Genomic DNA, 16554 nt, shown 5'->3' on the forward strand with positions numbered 1-16554 from the left:
GTATCAAACCGCAAAGGAGCCTCGCATGCCGACCTATGAAAAGACCGACGCCGCCATTAACGCTCTGTCCCCCGAAGAATTCCGTGTCACCCAGCAGAACGGCACCGAACGGCCGGGCACGGGCAAGCTGCTCGATAACAAAGAGCCGGGCATCTACGTAGACATCGTCTCTGGCGAGCCGCTGTTCGCGTCCTCGGACAAATACGACTCCGGCTGCGGCTGGCCGAGCTTTACCAAACCCATCGAACCGGCCCATGTCGCCGAACTGCGTGACGCGTCGCTGGGGATGATCCGCACCGAGGTGCGCAGCGCCCATGGGGACAGCCATCTGGGCCACGTCTTCCCCGACGGTCCCGCGGATCGTGGCGGGCTGCGCTATTGCATCAATTCCGCCTCGTTGCGCTTTATTCATCGTGACGACATGCAAGACGCAGGCTATGGCGATTATATCAACCAAGTGGAGGATGTAGCATGAGCGAACAACGCGCAGTACTGGCCGGAGGATGCTTTTGGGGCATGCAGGACCTGATCCGCAAACGCGAGGGGGTTCTATCGACCCGCGTGGGCTATTCGGGCGGCGATGTGCCCAATGCCACCTACCGCGATCACGGCACCCATGCCGAGGCGATCGAGGTGATGTTTGACGACGACGTGATCAGCTATCGTGATCTGCTGGAACTGTTTTTCCAGATCCACGACCCGACAACGCTGAACCGTCAGGGCAATGACCGCGGGCTGAGCTATCGTTCGGCGATCTACTATGTCGACGAGGACCAGAAAGCCACGGCGCTGGACACCATTGCCGATGTCGAAGCATCGGGCATCTGGCCGGGCAAAGTCGTGACAGAGGTAGAACCCGTGAGCGATTTCTGGGAAGCAGAGCCCGAGCATCAGGATTATCTGGAGCGTATTCCAAACGGCTATACCTGCCACTTCCCGCGCCCCGATTGGGTCCTGCCCAAACGCGCGGCAGCAGAATAAACGCAAAACGGCGCAGCCCCTCGGGTTTGCGCCGTTTTCTTTTGTGCAGCGTCAGGCCGATGCGACCCTTGGCCTGCCTGTCGCCTCGACCGTCAGCAGCGCTTCGATAAAGACCTTGCGGCTTTCGACCTCTGCGTGGCGGATGTCGCGTTGTACGTCGATCTGCACATCGACCACCCCCGCCGCCCGCGCCGCCGCCTCTGCCTTGTCGCGCAGGGTTGCCTCAAGCGTGCTCAGCGCCTGTGTCTGATCCGTGAAATCCTGCGGCCCGCCGGCCAGATACACCCTGAACCGCCCCTCTGCGGGCGAGGTCACCGTGCCGCTTTCCCGCATGGTCACCCGCCCGACGACAGCGCCAATGGCATTGGCCACTGCGGCGTGTTCGGGCAGGATCATCTGCGTGCCAAGCCGTTCCCCCACCGCCGGATAATAGGCCGCGGCAGAGGCTCCCAGCCCGATCACCGGCAGGTTCAACGCCGCCTCGATCCGGACAAGCCCCGCGTGCCCGCGCAACCCGCGCTGCAACAGCTCGTGGCGGGCCAGCGTTTCGGGTTCTGTATCAAAGGCGGGCTCTTCTTCCGCCAGCGCCGCTTCCAGCATGGCCAGCGCGGTCTGTTCGGTCAGTTGATCCACGATGATCTGCGCCATAGCGGCGGGATCAGGGGCCAGCATCTGCCCCGCGCCTGTGCGTCGCCGTCCAAACAACCGCAGCGCCTTGCCTGCGGCCTCGGCATCCCAGGCCGCGACCCGTCCCAGCACATGGCTTGCGTCCGATGGGGTAACGCCGGCCAGCTGGACCAAGCCACGCTCTACCAGACGTTTCAGCGCGCCTGTCTCTATGCGGGCGCGCAGGATGTCGGCCATCGGGTGCAGCCCGTCACCAATACGGTCCAGCAGCATTTGTTCACGCGCCGAGATCCCCTCGCGCGGTTGACCTGCCACGGCACGCACAAAGCGCCCGTCATATTCGCCGGGGGTGGTGCTGCGCAGTTGCGCATCAAGCGCAGCATGGACAACCTCGGGTGCCTCTGCCGCGATGAGGGCAATGGGCAAGACCCGCTTGGGCCCCAGCGTCACCCCCCCCTGCAAGCCTTCGGTCAGGAAATGCACCTCGCTGTCGCCCCCCAGACCGGTGGTGCGCATGGCAACGGCCTCTACCATCGTGCGGTAGCTGCCGACGCGGGCCCCTGCGGGGTCGATCGCGGGCCGGCCATCGCGCAACAGAGCTACATCGGTGGTGGTGCCGCCAATATCGCTGACCAACGCACGGGCCGCACCGGTCATCCACCGCGCCCCCACGATAGAGGCCGCAGGCCCGCTGAGGATCGTTTCAATCGGCCGTTCCCGTGCCTGCGCGGCAGAGATCAGCGCCCCGTCCCCCCGCACCACCATCAGCGGGGCGGTGACGCCAATGTCGGTCAACACATCCTCGGCCCGCCCGATCAACCGGTCGATCATCCCGATCAGCCGCGCGTTCAGCACCGCCGTCAGCGCCCGTTTCGGCCCGTTGAGCTTGGCCGACAGCTGATGCGAGGCCGACACGGGCCGCCCCGTCACCTGCGTCACCAAGTCGGCGACGCGTTGCTCATGGGCGGGGTTGCGCGTGGCGAACTGGCTGGCGACAGCAAAACCGCTGACCTGTTCACGCTGCTCGGTCAAAAAGGAGATCAGCGCGGCTTCGTCCAGCGGGGCACGCTCTGCGCCTGCGTGGTCATGCCCCCCGCCAAGGATCAGATAAGGGTCACCGTTCAGCGCCCCTGCCAGCCCGTGCGCCTCAAGATCCCGTTCCTTGAAGCCGACATAGATCAACGCGACGCGCCCGCCCTGCCCTTCGACCAGCGCATTGGTTGCCAGCGTGGTCGACAGCGACGCCATCGCAACCTGACCCGCTGAAACATCGGCCGCCGCCAGCACGCGGCGCACGGCCTGCCCCACACCAATGGCCAGATCGGCGCGGGTGGTCAGCGCCTTGGCCGATGCGATCACCGTGGTTTCATCGCGGATCAGCACCGCATCCGTATAGGTGCCGCCCGTATCGACCCCAAGCAAAAGCGCCATTCAACTATCCTTGCACCGTTTTCCTAGGGTTTACCTGTTCCGGCGCAGCGGTCCAGCCCTGTCAGCCTTGGTTTTCGCGCAGACGGGCCACGGCCCATTGCGCCGCGTCGGCGACAGTCGCGTCCGGATCGTCCAACAGGCCCTGTGCCACGGGGGTCAGACGCGCCTGACCGGAGTTACCAATGGCATAAAGCACATTGCGAATGAACCGGTTGCGCCCGATCCGCTTGATCGGCGAGCCGCTGAACCGCAGACGAAAGGCCGCATCATCCAGCGTCGCCAGCTCTGCCAGATCGGGGGCTCCGACACCGCCGTGATAGCGCAAATCGCTCGCCGCGACGGCGAATTTGTTCCACGGGCAGGCGGCAAGGCAATCGTCACAGCCGTAGATGCGGTTGCCCATCTTGCTGCGCAGCTCAAGATCGACCGGCCCGTTGTGTTCAATCGTCAGATAGGAAATGCAGCGCCGCGCATCCAGCTGATAGGGCGCGGGGAAGGCATTGGTCGGGCACGCCCTGAGGCAGGACCGGCACGACCCGCAGTGATCCACCTCTGCCGTGTCGGGGGTGAAATCCAATGTGGTGAAAATCGCGCCCAGAAAGGCCCAGTTCCCCCAGTCGCGGCTTAGCAGATTGGTGTGCTTGCCCTGCCAGCCCAGCCCCGCCGCCTGCCCAAGCGCCTTTTCCGGCACGGGGGCCGTGTCGACAAAGACCTTCACCTCGCAGGGTTCCTGCGCCACCAGCCATCGCGCCACCCGCTTGAGCCGTTTCTTGACGATGTCGTGGTAATCTCGCCCCTGCGCATAGACCGACACGCCCGCCTTTTCGGGGTGGTTCAGCACCTCGGTCGGGTCGTATTCGGGGGTGTAGCTTTCGGCCAGCATGATCACCGACCGCGCCTCGGGCCAAAGGGCGGCAGGGTTGCCGCGCCACGCCATACGGTCCGCCATCCACGCCATCTGCCCGTGATAGCCTGCATCAACAAACGCCTGCAGCCGTTCGGGCACATCAGGCACCGCGTCGGGGCGGCAGATCCGGCAAGAGACAAAGCCTTCGTCCAGCGCCTGCGCCACCAACCGGCCCCGCAGGGCGTCCGTATCGGCAGCCGGTGTCACAGACATCGGGCGCGGCGTGGATCAGAAATCAAGGTCATTGTAATGCTTCGGCGGCGGGAAGCCCGGCACCTGATCGGCCAGCAACGACCGGAACGCGGGGCGGGACTTGATCTTGGCGTACCAGTCCTTGACCACGTCGGACCGGTTCCAGTCCACATCCGAAATATAATCGAGCGAGGATAGATGCGCCGCCGCCGCGAAATCGGCCAGCGTCATCACATCGCCCGCCAGCCAGCGCCGGTGGTCCAGCAGCCATGCCATATAGTCGATGTGATACTTGATCGCCTTGGCCCCGTCCTTGACATTGCGGCTGTCGGGAAACCCCTGCTTCATCACCTTTTTGTTGACCCGTTCGTAGAGCAGCTTCGAGGTGACCTCGTCGTGGAACTTGTCGTCGAACCAGCTGACCAGACGACGCACTTCAAGCCGCTGGACCGGATCAGAGGGCATCAGCGACGGTTCGGGGCGGGTCTCTTCGATATACTCGCAGATCGCGGCACTTTCGGACATGATGATGCCATCAAGCTGCAATACAGGCACCTTGCCCGCCGGATTGCGACGCATAAAATCTGGGTCTTGCTCCCAATACCGCTCTTCGACGCGTTCAACCTCGATCTTCTTTTCAGCGAGGCTCAGCCGGACTTTGCGGCAGAACGGCGAAAGCGGGACGTGAAACAGGCGAGCCATAAGGGGTTCCGGTACTAACAAACAGGGGTTTCATCCTCATGCCCGTCTTGGTTGGGTTTTTCAACTCTCGAAACAGGCTGCCCGTCCGTCCTTGCTGATTGTCGCCGCACCATCGCGGATCTGGGCGCTGCGCTTGCGCACCGCGGCAGAGGGGCGCGCGGCCGAACGGGTTTTCGGCGACGGCAGGATCGCGGCCAGCCGCGCCGCTTGGGTTGCGGTCAGCTTGGCGGGAATCACCCCAAAGTAATGTTGCGCCGCGGCGTCGATACCAAAGATGCCTTCGTCGAACTCGGCCACATTCAGATAGACCTCGATGATGCGCCGCTTGGTCCAGACGGTTTCAACCAGCGGCGTGATCCCGGCCTCAAGCGCTTTGCGCAACCATGTGCGGCCATGCCAGAGATAGACGTTCTTGACCGTCTGCTGCGACAGGGTGGATGCCCCGCGGTTCGATCCTTCGGCGATGGCGCGTTTGATCGCGGCCAGATCAAAGCCCCAGTGCTGGCAGAAATTCGCATCTTCCGCCGCCACGACAGACCGCGCCATGACAGGGGCCACGTCTTCCAGCGCGACCCATTGCTGGTCCACGCCCCCCAGCCTACGGCCTTCGCTGAACATATAGGGGGTCGTCGGCGGGTTGATCACCGCGAACAGCAACACCAGTGCGATCAACAGGCCAAGCACGGCGAGCACCAGCTTGAACGCGCCCCGAACCACACGCCTTTTGAGCGACCGCAGCTGCGCCGCAGGGGACGGGGTCTTGGACTTGGCTTTGCCCTTGGATTTGGAGGATGCGCGTTTTGCCATAGCCATCAGCTATATCGTGGCAATGGCTTATTGTGAACGGGCACTGCGGGCGGAAATCCCTTTTGCAAGATAGGCCCCGATCAGCGCAGAGGCCTTGGGCGACGGGTGGGTGTTATCGCTGGCAAACAGGCTGGGATCCTGACGGTCGATGACGGTTTCGGAATCAAGGAATGTCACCCCCGGGGTTTGTGCCGCAAACCGCGCGATACGGCGTTCCAGCAGCACCAGATCATCGCGACAGCCCTCGAATGACCCTTTGCCATTGCCGGCGTAGTACCCCATCCACATCACCTGCGCGCCCGTGCTGCGCAAACGCGTCAGGAAGGCGGGGATTTCCCCAGTAGCGGCATCCGCCGCGATCAGCGTGTCGACCACAGGCGTGCAGGCCGCGCATTTGCAGTCGTTGAACCCCAGATCATTGGCCCCGCCGTTCACCACGATCCAGTTCCATCGCCCGCCGGGGTATTGGTCTTGGATGTCGAAACCGACAGCGGACAAGAGCGTGCTGTCATTGCTGAACTGCGCACCGGGGACGGCCTTGCTGACCACATTGCGGCCAAGGCTGGCTGCCATCGCATCGGGGATCGCCTGATCGCTTGATCCGTTCCACGCCATGACGGAATCGCCAATCACCAGAATATCGCCGCCGCCCTTGGGCGCAGCATCGGTACAGGCCGCAAGCGCGAGCCCCACCAGCAAAAGCGCCATCAGCCGGACGCGAGAGGTAAGTGTTTTGATCATCCCGTAACTATAGGCCGGTTGCGGCCCCGGTAAAGCGTGGGCGACGCACAAAAGAAATCGGGCGCGAGGTTTCCCCCGCGCCCGATCTATCCGTTTTGCTTACTCCGCCGGGATCGCGTGTTCTTCGACGCTCAGCGGGGCGGGCAGATGGACCAGCATCTCTTTGGGGCAGATCTGCAGGAAGTTATCCTTTTCAATGTCCCAGTGCTGCAGGATGTCTTCGGCCTTGCGGCTGTTGGTTTCCTGCAGGTGCCGTTCAATCAGGCCCTTCAGCTGGTTTTCCCAATGCTCGACCGTGACAGGGCAGGTCACCAGCGTTTCGCGGTTCAGCATTTTGTCGGCCTTGCCATCGGGGTTGTAGAGATAGGCCATACCGCCCGTCATACCCGCGCCAAAGTTCGCACCGATCTCGCCCAGGATCACGGCCACACCGCCGGTCATGTATTCACAGCCGTTGCTGCCGCAGCCTTCGATCACCACATGCGCGCCCGAGTTCCGAACGCCGAAACGTTCACCGGCACGGCCTGCTGCGAACAAAAAGCCCTTGGTCGCACCATAAAGCACCGTGTTGCCGATGATGGTGTTGTCAGAGGCGACGATGGTGCTGGCCATGGACGGGCGCACGACGATGGTGCCGCCCGACAGACCCTTGCCGACATAGTCATTCGCATCGCCGGACACTTCAAGCTTGAGCCCCGGTGCCGCGAAGGCCCCCAGCGACTGCCCTGCCGAACCGGTCAGCTTGACCGTCAGGTGATCGGGCTGCAGCTGGTTGTTCATGCCGAAGTTGCGGATGATGTGGCTTGAGACGCGGGTGCCCACGGTACGGTGCGTGTTCTGCACCGCATAGCTCAGCTGCATCTTCTCGCCATCTTCAAGGAAACGCGCGGCGTCGCGCACGATTTCAGAGTCCAGCGTGTCCAGCACAGCGTTGCGTGGCTTGTTGCGGTCATAAACGATCTCTGCCGCGCCATCGACGGTGATCAGCAGCGGGTTGAGATCAAGATCGTCAAGATGCGCAGACCCACGGCTGACCTGTGCCAGCAGATCGGCACGGCCAATCACGTCATCCAGGCTACGCGCCCCGATAGAGGCGAGCAATTCTCGCACTTCGGTGGCGTAGAAGGTGATCAGGTTCACAACCTTATCCGCGTTGCCCGTGAACTTGCCACGCAGCGCTTCGTCTTGGGTGCAGACGCCGACGGGGCAGGTGTTCGACTGGCACTGACGCACCATGATACAGCCCATCGCGATCAGCGCGGCGGTGCCGATGCCGTATTCCTCGGCTCCCATCATCGCGGCCATCACGATGTCTCGCCCTGTGCGCAAACCACCGTCGGTCCGCAGGGTAACGCGGTCACGCAGGTTGTTCATCGCCAGAACCTGATGCGCCTCGGTCAGGCCCATCTCCCACGGCAGACCCGCATATTTGATCGAGGTCGCAGGCGATGCGCCCGTGCCGCCATTGTGGCCCGAGATCAGAATGATATCCGCCTTGGCTTTCGCCACACCGGCCGCAATCGTGCCAACGCCCGAGGACGCCACCAGCTTCACGGTCACCTTACAGCGCGGGTTGATCTGCTTGAGGTCATAGATCAGCTGCGCAAGGTCTTCGATGGAATAGATATCGTGGTGCGGCGGGGGCGAGATCAGGGTCACGCCCTTGGTCGAATGGCGCAGACGGGCGATCAGGTCGGTGACCTTCATGCCGGGCAGCTGACCACCCTCGCCGGGCTTGGCCCCTTGGGCGACCTTGATTTCAAGCTCTTCACACTGGTTCAGGTATTCGGCAGTCACACCGAAACGGCCCGACGCCACCTGCTTGATCTTGGCCGAGGGGTTATCACCGTTGGCCTCGGGCACAAAGTGCGCCGGATCTTCGCCGCCTTCGCCAGAGTCGGACTTGGCCCCGATGCGGTTCATCGCAACGTTCAGGGTCTTGTGTGCCTCGGGCGACAGCGCGCCAAGGGACATGCCCGGCGTCACGAAACGCTTGCGGATAGAGGTGATGGATTCGACCTCTTCGATGGGCACTGGGGCCCCCAGCGGCTTGATATCCAGCAGGTCGCGCAGATGGATCGGCGGGTTGCTTTGCATCTTGGCGCTGTACTGCTTCCACATCTGGTAGGATGCTTTGTTGCAGGCCATTTGCAGCATGTGCATCGACGATGCTTCCCATGCGTGGGTCTCGCCGGATTTGCGCGCCTTGTAGAAGCCGCCGATGGGCATGACGACGCCATCGCCTTGCCAACCACGGTCGTGGACCGCTTCGGCCTTGCGTTGGATACCGGTCACACCGATCCCGCTGATACGGCTGGTCATGCCGGGGAAGTATTCCGCGCACATCGCACGGCTCAGCCCTACGGCTTCGAAGTTCAGGCCGCCACGGTAGGAGGACATGACGCTGATGCCCATCTTCGCCATGATTTTCAGCAGGCCCTGATCAATCGCCTCGCGGTAGCGGGCCATCGCGGTGGTCAGGTTCATGTCCAGCAGACCACGCCCGATACGATCCGCCAGCGAATCCTCGGCTAGGTAGGCGTTCACCACCGTGGCACCACAGCCAATCAGCACGGCAAAGTAATGCGGGTCCACACATTCGGCCGAGCGCACATTGAGCGAGGTAAAGGTCCGCAGGCCCTTGCGGGTCAGCTGGCTGTGCACGGCAGAGGTCGCAAGGATCATCGGCATCGCCACGCGGGTCGCATCGCTGAACTGGTCGGTCAGCACGATGTGACCAGCGCCGGAGCGCACGGCGTCTTCTGCCTCGTCCCGGATGCGGCGCAGGTTTTCGCTCAGGTTGTTGCCCCCCGGTTCGAACGTACAGTCGATGGTGACAGAGTTCGCGTTGAATTCGGTCATCAGCTGATCGAACTGCGCGTTCGCGAGGAACGGGCTATCAAGCACGAGGATCTCGGTCTGGGCGCTGGATTCATCCAGCACGTTCTTGAGGTTCCCGAACCGCGTTTTCAGGCTCATGACGCGGAATTCGCGCAGGCTGTCGATGGGTGGGTTGGTGACCTGGCTGAAGTTCTGGCGGAAGAAGTGGCTGAGCGGGCGGTACTGGTTCGACAGAACCGCCGACGGGGTGTCATCGCCCATGGACGCCAAGGGCTCTTTCGCGTCTTCGGCCATCGGTGCGAGGATCTGCTCGAGGTCTTCGATGGTATAGCCCGCTGCCACCTGACGGCGGCGCAGCTCATCGCCCGAGAACAGGGCCTTTTCCTCGACATCGCCAAGCGCTTTGTCCAGCTCGTTGATCTTGCCGACCCATTCACCAAAGGGACGCGACGCGGCAAGCTTGTCCTTGATCTCGGTGTCGCCGAACATCTTGCCTTCTTCGATGTCGACCGCCAGCAGCTGACCGGGGCCAAGCGCGCCTTTGCGCACGACATTCGCCTCGTCCTGCGGGACCATCCCCGCCTCGGAACCCGCGATCAGCATGCCGTCACCGGTGACGACGAAACGCATGGGGCGCAGGCCGTTCCGGTCAAGACCGGCGCAGACCCAGCGGCCATCGGTCATGGCCAGCGCTGCGGGACCATCCCAAGGCTCCATCACCGAGTTGCAATAGGAATACATGTCGCGCCATGCCTGGGGCAGCTCGACCGCCTGCTTGGACCAGCTTTCAGGCACCAGCATGGTCTTCGCCATCGGGGCCGAACGACCCGCGCGCACCAGGACTTCGAACACCGAATCCAGCGCGGCAGAATCGGAAGACCCCGCGGCGACGATCGGTTTGATATCTTCGGCCATGTCGCCAAAGGTGCCCGAGGCCATGCGAATCTCGTGGCTTTTCATCCAGTTGACGTTACCCTTGAGCGTGTTGATCTCGCCGTTATGGGCCAGCATGCGGAAGGGCTGCGCCAGCCACCACTGCGGGAAGGTGTTGGTGGAATAGCGCTGGTGATAGATCGCAAACGCGGATTCAAAGCGTTCGTCCATCAGGTCGGGGTAGAAGTTGGCAACATCCTGCGCCAGCATCATGCCCTTGTAGATGATCGACCGGCAGGACATCGACGCGATGTAAAGCGTCGGCACCTGAGCCGCCAGCGCGGCTTTCTCGATGCGGCGACGGATGACGTAAAGCTCGCGCTCGAATGTTTCCTCGTCCACGCCCTTGGCGTTGGAAATCAGGATCTGTTCGATCTCGGGACGAGTCGCATTGGCCTTTTCCCCCAGAACAGAGGTGTCCACGGGCACGTGGCGCCAGCCGTAGATATAGTAGCCCATCCGCAGCACTTCGGTTTCAACGATGGTCCGGCAGGTTTCCTGCGCGGCAAAGTTGGTGCGCGGCAGAAAGACCTGACCGATGGCGATCAATTCGCCTTCGCGGGGGCTGTGACCGGTGCGACGCACCTGATCGTAGAAAAAGTTGACGGGGATCTGCACGTGAATGCCCGCGCCATCGCCGGTCTTGCCATCGGCATCCACCGCACCACGGTGCCAGATCGCCTTGAGCGCCTTGATCCCGTTTTCGACAACCGCGCGGCTGCTGGAGCCGTCGATGTTCACAACAAGACCCACCCCGCAGGATGAATGCTCTTCTTCTTCGGAATACAGACCGTTTTCTGCCATGAAGGCGCGTTTTGCTTCTTCGCGTGCTACCCAGGCGTCATCATACTTGGTCATTTGGAATCTCCTAAATCGGGCGCGCCCGAGGCGCGAAATATCAGTTGAAAGGGGCGCTTATTCGGCCGCGATGGCCACGCTGGCCCCCATCTTTTCAAGGATCGCTTGCGCACAGTCGCGCCCGTCCTTGATGGCCCAGACCACCAGCGACGCACCGCGCACGATATCGCCCACGGCATAGACGCCATCCAGTTCGGTCGCGCCGGTGATATAGTCGGCCTTGACCGTGCCCCAGCGGTTGACCGGCAGCTCGGGCGTGTTCCACAGCGTGGGCAGGTCTTCGGGTTCAAAGCCAAGCGCCATGATCACAAGATCCGCCTCTTCGACATAATCGGCACCCTCGATCACCTCGGGGGCCTGACGGCCCGAGACATCCGGCGCGCCAAGGCGCATCTTTTGCACGACGACGCCGGTCACCGGATCACCGACGAACCCTTTGGGCGCGGACAGCCATTCGAAGACCACGCCTTCTTCCTCGGCGTTTTGCACTTCACGTTGCGAGCCGGGCATGTTGGCGCGGTCACGGCGGTACAGACATTTGACCGAGGTGGCCCCCTGACGGATCGAGGTCCGTACACAGTCCATCGCGGTATCACCGCCGCCGATCACGACAACGCGCTTCCCTTGAGCATTGAAACGGCCGGAATCGAATTCCTCTACCTTGTCGCCAAAGCTTTTGCGGTTGCTCACGGTCAGGAAATCAATCGCGCGCTCAAGGCCAACGCCGCCCACGCCGGGGGCCTGGATGTCGCGTGTTTTATAGACGCCAGTCGCGATGATCACGGCGTCATGCTTGGCGCGGATATCGGCAAAGCTGATGTCGACGCCCACATCGCAGTTCAATTCAAAGTTAACGCCACCTTCGGCCAGCTGGTCGTTGCGGCGCATGACCACATCTTTTTCCAGCTTGAAACCGGGGATGCCGTAGGTCAGCAAACCACCCGCGCGGTCATAGCGGTCATAGATGGTGACCTGCACACCCGCGCGGCGCAGCACGTCGGCTGCGGCCAGACCACCGGGGCCCGCGCCGATGATGCCAACGGATTCGGCGCGTTCGGTCTTGGGCTTGATCGGCTGCACCCAGCCATTTTCCCACGCGGTATCGGTGATGTATTTCTCGACCGAGCCGATGGTCACAGTGCCGTGGCCGGATTGTTCGATCACACAGTTGCCTTCGCACAGACGGTCCTGCGGGCAGATGCGACCGCAGATTTCGGGGAAGGTGTTGGTGGCCTGGCTGACCTCATAGGCCTCTTGCAGACGCCCTTCGGCGGTCAGGCGCAGCCAGTCGGGAATATTGTTGTGCAGCGGGCAATGGGTCTGGCAATAGGGAACGCCACATTGGCTACAGCGGCTGGACTGCTCCTGCGCTTTCTCATCCGCGTATTCCGCATAAATCTCTTTAAAGTCTTCACGACGCAGATTCGGCATCCGTTTTTCGGGCATATCCCGGGATACCGTTGTAAACTTGAGCATTGGCTGCTTTGCCATCTTGGATCTCTCCGCCTGAAACACGTTGCTGCCCCCTCATACACAGGGGCCAAACGATTATAAAGGCAGCTTTGCTGACCTATATGCGGTTTATTTCATATCAACCCCGATATTCTCGCAAATTTACCATATATTTATGTCCGATTCGGACCCAACAACGGACTTCCCTTCCAGCCCGCCAAAGTTATATGCCTATGCCATCGCCAATGACCCAAAGGCCGCCCCCCCTTATGACCCTGTTCCAACTGCTGCTTGTCGCAATCATTCAGGGTCTGACAGAGTTTCTGCCTGTCTCTTCCTCGGGTCATTTGATCCTGCTGCCCACGCTGACCGGCGGGCCGGATCAGGGGCTTGCGATTGATGTCGCGGTGCATGTGGGCACCCTCCTTGCGGTCGTGCTCTACTTCCGGTCCGAGGTCGCAGAAGCCACAATCGGGCTTGGTCGCCTGCTGCGCGGCAAGATGGACACCCCCGGCGCAAGGCTCGCCGCCCTGCTGATCCTTGCAACAATTCCGGTGCTGGTCGTCGGGCTGACGTTCAAGCTGCTGGGGATTGACGAAATGCTCCGCTCTGTCGCGGTGATCGGCTGGACCATGCTGCTGTTCGGTATTGTGCTTTATTGGGCGGATCGCACGGGGCGCAGCGATCGGGATACTGGCGACTGGGATGTCAAAGGTGCCGTCTGGATGGGTCTGGCGCAGGCGCTTGCGCTGATCCCCGGCACATCGCGGTCGGGCATCACCATCACCGCAGCCCGCAAACTGGGCTATGACCGCGCCAGCGCTGCCACACTGTCTATGCTGATGTCGATTCCCACGATCCTCGCCTCTGGCGCGCTTTTGTCACTGGATGTGATCGGGCAAGCCGACGCGCAGCTCGCGCGCGACGCGTCGATCGCGGCGGGCTTCGCCTTCGTCGCCGCACTGTTGGCACTGTTCCTGATGATGCGCCTGCTGCGCAGCGTGAATTTCACCCCCTACGTCATCTATCGCATCCTGCTGGGAGCAGCGCTTTTGGTATACGCCTACAGCTAACGCAAAAGGCCCCGCCGTCGCCGGCAGGGCCTTTCCAAATTCGACATCGAAATCGTTAGGTCCGCAGGTTCTTCGCGGATTGCTTGATCTCGTCATACTGGCCCGAGGGGCGGAACCGCCACAGGTACTCGGGCAGAACAGAGCCCATGGACACGGGGCTGATCCCCAAAGCATCAAAGCCCTGCGCCCCCTCGCCCACGACATTATCATGCGCCAGGTTCTTGACCTGATCACGGGTCAGCGTGTTGTTCTTGACCAGGCCGAGCGTCACCGACTGCAACACATCAAGGCCAAAGGCGATCACCTTCGCCACGAAAGTCGGCAAGGCGACAACCATGCGGCGACGGTTCACCACGTCAAGCATACGCTGCATCAGGCCGCGAAAGCTTTCGACCTCGGGGCCACCCAATTCGTAAATACCGGCAGGGGCCTTGCCTGTCACCGCAAGCTCCGCCGCGTGGGCCACGTCATCTACATAAACGGGCTGGAACAGCGTATCCGCCCCTACAGCAGGGATCGCGGGACTGATGCGCGTCATACCGGCGAAACGGTTAAAGAAGTCATCCTCGGGGCCGAACACGATCGAGGGGCGCAGGATAACAGCCTGCGGCATATGCTTGAGCACACCGGCCTCCCCCATCGCCTTGGTCTGGGCATATTCGCTATCCGCTTCGGCATCCGCCCCGATGGCAGAGATTTGCACCAAACGCGCGATCCCTTCGGCGGCGGCCAAGCGCGCAATGCGTTCTGCGCCGTCGGCCTGAATGGCGTCAAAGGTGTTTTTCCCCGCCTCGGCCAGAATACCGACGCAGTTCACCACCACATCAGCGCCCTGCAGCGCATCGCGCACCGACGCGTCATCACGGATGTTGCAAAAGACCGGTTCGACCTGGCCGACAGTGCCGTAGGTGCGCACAAACAGCGCCTCGTTCGGGCGACGCACCGCGACGCGCACCCGCCATCCCGCCAACGCCATGCGACGAACGATATACCGCCCCACAAACCCGGAGCCGCCGTAAACCGTGACCAGCTTTGCCATGATGATACCCCTGACCAGAAAATCTAGCGCTACAGATACATCCAGCCCCCCTCGGGAACAAGCAGCAATTCCGGCAGAGATCGCCTCGAAAGCCCGTCCCACCGCACCAAACCTCGGTTTTCCGGATTTATTTTCACGCCGTTTCATTTTGTTGCGAGAATCCAATTGACACCCCCGCCCCACAACAATAAACGCTCCCTCACAACCCCCCTGTGCCCAGGTGGCGGAATGGTAGACGCGCTAGCTTCAGGTGCTAGTACTGGCAACGGTGTGGAGGTTCGAGTCCTCTCCTGGGCACCACTTATCCCCGATAAGTCGCTTTTTCATTTCACTGTTACTTAGTGCTGCCTTAGCGATCGTTGTCCCTGCCCGTCGAACTGCCCTTTTAAATCAGCATCGCATCTGCGGCATACCAGCCACCATCGACAGCGCCATCAAAGACGCCCCACTGGCGTCAGGCCCGCTTCACATCCATGTGATATGTCAAAAGTTAAGTCGATTTGTCGCCACTTATCGCTAATGAAATTGCAGAAATTACTATAAACTAGGCCGGTCCGGATCATTTGACCGACCCACAGGCCACCAGAGGATAAAGACATGGCGAGCTTTTTTGCGTTTGTATCGATGTTATCAACAATCCCGCCGTGTCCACAAACTCCAGCGCAGGCCAAGACGGCGCTGGTCAGATGACACTTTCCGGTGGCAGCCAGCCCTTCGCTGACGATGCCATCATCGAATTCATCACACAGAATGAAACGGCAGACGGTGAACTTGACGGGGGCTCGTCCTTCATCGGGATCAAGGTCTATGCCAGTGCTGCCGACTATAACGCCGGCATCGTCCAATATAATTAGGTTCCGATGAACCCCGGCCAATCGGCGAATATCCAAAGCGATGTCAGCGGACTTGGCGACACCTACGTGCGGTTCAACGCCAACGTTCTGGTGCCCCGCACTGAAAGCGGTGCCAACGACCCAAGCGCACCGACATTTGGGAATCTACTGGTGGCACCAGGTACCAATGCGGGCGACAATATCGGCACACTCAAGATTGACCGCAATACGGATCAGGATTTTGACGGCGACGGCTCCATCGCATCCGGTACGTTGGAGGATGGCAACGGCAAGTTCTATGCCGGGAACACCGTACCATGTTTCACCGCGGGCAGCCTGATCGCCACTGCAAAAGGCGAAACCCCTGTAGAGCACTTGAAAGCCGGTGACGCTGTCATCACACGCGACCACGGAATGCAGAAAGTCTCTTGGGTCGGCGCACGTCAGCTGACAGCGTCAGAGCTGGTCGTCTATCCACACCTGCGCCCTGTTTTGATCACGGCGGGTGCTCTCGGCGCTGGAACGCCGGAACGCGACCTTATCGTTTCACCCAACCACCGAATATTTCTTTCCGATGCGCGATCGATGCTACATTTTGGTCAGGACGAGGTCCTCGTCGCCGCGAAGCACTTGGTGAATGGTGACACGATCCGGACGTTGACGCCTCCTTCTGTTCAATACGTGCACCTGATGTTCGAAAGCCATCAGCTTGTGCTGTCGGACGGGGCATGGACAGAAAGCTTTCAGCCGGGAGTAGAAACACTTCAAAGCATCGGCCAAGCGCAACGCGACGAGATCCTGGCGCTGTTCCCCGCGCTTTCAGAGCAATGCGGCATAAAGCAATAAACGCCGCGCGTAACACGCTGAAACGCCATGAGGCACGCCTGCTGCGGCTCTAGGGCGCGTTCAGGTTGTTTGAGTGGAGGGCTAACAGTTTGCGCTCTCGCTGAGGTGTCTATGTGCGAATCTTTGTGTTTACGAAGCATCCCACTTCCGTAAATTCAGCTATAGGTAGCGGGACCTGCGTTCCTATCAGGTCACCCCTCGCGCCATCACGTTGGCTCAAAACGCCACAAGGCCCGCAGGCGATGCGAGCGGTTGGTGCTAGTTAAAGTTCGTTAAAGTTGGTTGCGGGAG

The 16554-nt window shown here is 61.4% G+C and carries 13 protein-coding genes and 1 tRNA gene; 6 read left to right on the forward strand and 8 right to left on the reverse strand.

The features are described 5' to 3' along the window. Positions 1-25 precede the first annotated feature (25 nt). Both msrB and msrA read left to right on the forward strand, forming a co-directional pair. Positions 26-475 (forward strand): peptide-methionine (R)-S-oxide reductase MsrB, encoded by a 450-nt coding sequence (gene msrB, locus B4F27_RS11095; protein ID WP_037954063.1) that lies wholly within the window; start codon positions 26-28, stop codon positions 473-475. Continuing rightward, the gene (gene msrA, locus B4F27_RS11100) at positions 472-981 is read left to right on the forward strand and encodes a peptide-methionine (S)-S-oxide reductase MsrA (protein ID WP_037942922.1); all 510 of its coding nucleotides are present in this window, start codon (positions 472-474) and stop codon (positions 979-981) included. The genes msrB and msrA overlap by 4 nt, the downstream gene beginning before the upstream one ends. A 51-nt stretch (positions 982-1032) precedes the next feature. On the opposite strand, the gene B4F27_RS11105 is transcribed toward msrA, so the two are convergent. From B4F27_RS11105 to B4F27_RS11135, 7 genes are all read right to left on the reverse strand, one after another. Further along, positions 1033-3039 (reverse strand): hydantoinase/oxoprolinase family protein, encoded by a 2007-nt coding sequence (locus B4F27_RS11105; RefSeq protein WP_286759681.1) that lies wholly within the window; start codon positions 3037-3039, stop codon positions 1033-1035. A gap of 61 nt (positions 3040-3100) precedes the next feature. After that, positions 3101-4159: a tRNA epoxyqueuosine(34) reductase QueG gene (gene queG, locus B4F27_RS11110; protein ID WP_286759682.1), complete on the reverse strand. Its 1059-nt coding sequence runs from the start codon at positions 4157-4159 to the stop codon at positions 3101-3103. Between the two features lie 15 nt (positions 4160-4174). Beyond that, positions 4175-4840, reverse strand: coding sequence for a glutathione S-transferase family protein (locus B4F27_RS11115; RefSeq protein WP_005850934.1), 666 nt, complete (start codon positions 4838-4840; stop codon positions 4175-4177). A 60-nt stretch (positions 4841-4900) separates the two neighbouring features. Continuing rightward, positions 4901-5647, reverse strand: coding sequence for a monofunctional biosynthetic peptidoglycan transglycosylase (gene mtgA / locus B4F27_RS11120; protein WP_286759683.1), 747 nt, complete (start codon positions 5645-5647; stop codon positions 4901-4903). Positions 5648-5674: 27 nt separating this feature from the next. Next, positions 5675-6388, reverse strand: coding sequence for an SGNH/GDSL hydrolase family protein (locus B4F27_RS11125; RefSeq protein WP_039911725.1), 714 nt, complete (start codon positions 6386-6388; stop codon positions 5675-5677). Positions 6389-6487: 99 nt separating this feature from the next. Next, positions 6488-11020 carry a glutamate synthase large subunit gene (gltB, locus tag B4F27_RS11130; RefSeq protein WP_037942911.1) on the reverse strand — a complete coding sequence of 1511 codons (4533 nt, stop codon included), beginning with the start codon at positions 11018-11020 and terminating at the stop codon, positions 6488-6490. 57 nt (positions 11021-11077) lie between these two features. Continuing rightward, positions 11078-12511: an NAD(P)-dependent oxidoreductase gene (locus B4F27_RS11135; RefSeq protein WP_037942908.1), complete on the reverse strand. Its 1434-nt coding sequence runs from the start codon at positions 12509-12511 to the stop codon at positions 11078-11080. A gap of 230 nt (positions 12512-12741) precedes the next feature. On the opposite strand from B4F27_RS11135, the gene B4F27_RS11140 reads away from it, so the two are divergent. Continuing rightward, a complete protein-coding gene (locus tag B4F27_RS11140) occupies positions 12742-13545 on the forward strand; it encodes an undecaprenyl-diphosphate phosphatase (protein WP_074636263.1) in 804 nt (267 codons plus the stop codon). Between the two features lie 55 nt (positions 13546-13600). Here B4F27_RS11140 and B4F27_RS11145 read toward each other — a convergent pair whose 3' ends face one another. Beyond that, positions 13601-14584: a complex I NDUFA9 subunit family protein gene (locus tag B4F27_RS11145; RefSeq protein ID WP_286759684.1), complete on the reverse strand. Its 984-nt coding sequence runs from the start codon at positions 14582-14584 to the stop codon at positions 13601-13603. Between the two features lie 214 nt (positions 14585-14798). Between B4F27_RS11145 and B4F27_RS11150 the strand changes: the two genes are divergently transcribed. The 3 genes from B4F27_RS11150 (at position 14799) to B4F27_RS11160 (ending at position 16263) form a co-directional block, all read left to right on the forward strand. Then, positions 14799-14884: transfer RNA gene (locus B4F27_RS11150), tRNA-Leu, on the forward strand. Between the two features lie 386 nt (positions 14885-15270). Then, on the forward strand, positions 15271-15438 hold the full coding sequence (locus tag B4F27_RS11155) for a hypothetical protein (protein ID WP_244268936.1): 168 nt from the start codon (positions 15271-15273) through the stop codon (positions 15436-15438). Positions 15439-15444: 6 nt separating this feature from the next. After that, positions 15445-16263 (forward strand): Hint domain-containing protein, encoded by an 819-nt coding sequence (locus B4F27_RS11160; protein ID WP_286759685.1) that lies wholly within the window; start codon positions 15445-15447, stop codon positions 16261-16263. Positions 16264-16554 lie beyond the last annotated feature (291 nt).

The sequence above is a fragment of the Sulfitobacter sp. UBA1132 genome, from assembly GCF_002311545.1.
GTDB classification, from domain to species: Bacteria; Pseudomonadota; Alphaproteobacteria; order Rhodobacterales; family Rhodobacteraceae; genus Sulfitobacter; species Sulfitobacter pontiacus.

Excerpts from the sequence above, each read along its gene's own strand:
- B4F27_RS11140 (WP_074636263.1), top strand. The coding sequence starts at position 12,742 with ATGACCCTGTTCCAACTGCTGCTTGTCGCAATCATTCAGGGTCTGACA.
- B4F27_RS11105 (WP_286759681.1), bottom strand. The coding sequence starts at position 3,039 with ATGGCGCTTTTGCTTGGGGTCGATACGGGCGGCACCTATACGGATGCG.
- queG (WP_286759682.1), bottom strand. The coding sequence starts at position 4,159 with ATGTCTGTGACACCGGCTGCCGATACGGACGCCCTGCGGGGCCGGTTG.
- B4F27_RS11125 (WP_039911725.1), bottom strand. The coding sequence starts at position 6,388 with ATGATCAAAACACTTACCTCTCGCGTCCGGCTGATGGCGCTTTTGCTG.
- B4F27_RS11160 (WP_286759685.1), top strand. The coding sequence starts at position 15,445 with ATGAACCCCGGCCAATCGGCGAATATCCAAAGCGATGTCAGCGGACTT.
- gltB (WP_037942911.1), bottom strand. The coding sequence starts at position 11,020 with ATGACCAAGTATGATGACGCCTGGGTAGCACGCGAAGAAGCAAAACGC.
- B4F27_RS11115 (WP_005850934.1), bottom strand. The coding sequence starts at position 4,840 with ATGGCTCGCCTGTTTCACGTCCCGCTTTCGCCGTTCTGCCGCAAAGTC.
- B4F27_RS11155 (WP_244268936.1), top strand. The coding sequence starts at position 15,271 with ATGACACTTTCCGGTGGCAGCCAGCCCTTCGCTGACGATGCCATCATC.
- B4F27_RS11145 (WP_286759684.1), bottom strand. The coding sequence starts at position 14,584 with ATGGCAAAGCTGGTCACGGTTTACGGCGGCTCCGGGTTTGTGGGGCGG.
- msrA (WP_037942922.1), top strand. The coding sequence starts at position 472 with ATGAGCGAACAACGCGCAGTACTGGCCGGAGGATGCTTTTGGGGCATG.
- B4F27_RS11135 (WP_037942908.1), bottom strand. The coding sequence starts at position 12,511 with ATGGCAAAGCAGCCAATGCTCAAGTTTACAACGGTATCCCGGGATATG.
- mtgA (WP_286759683.1), bottom strand. The coding sequence starts at position 5,647 with ATGGCAAAACGCGCATCCTCCAAATCCAAGGGCAAAGCCAAGTCCAAG.
- msrB (WP_037954063.1), top strand. The coding sequence starts at position 26 with ATGCCGACCTATGAAAAGACCGACGCCGCCATTAACGCTCTGTCCCCC.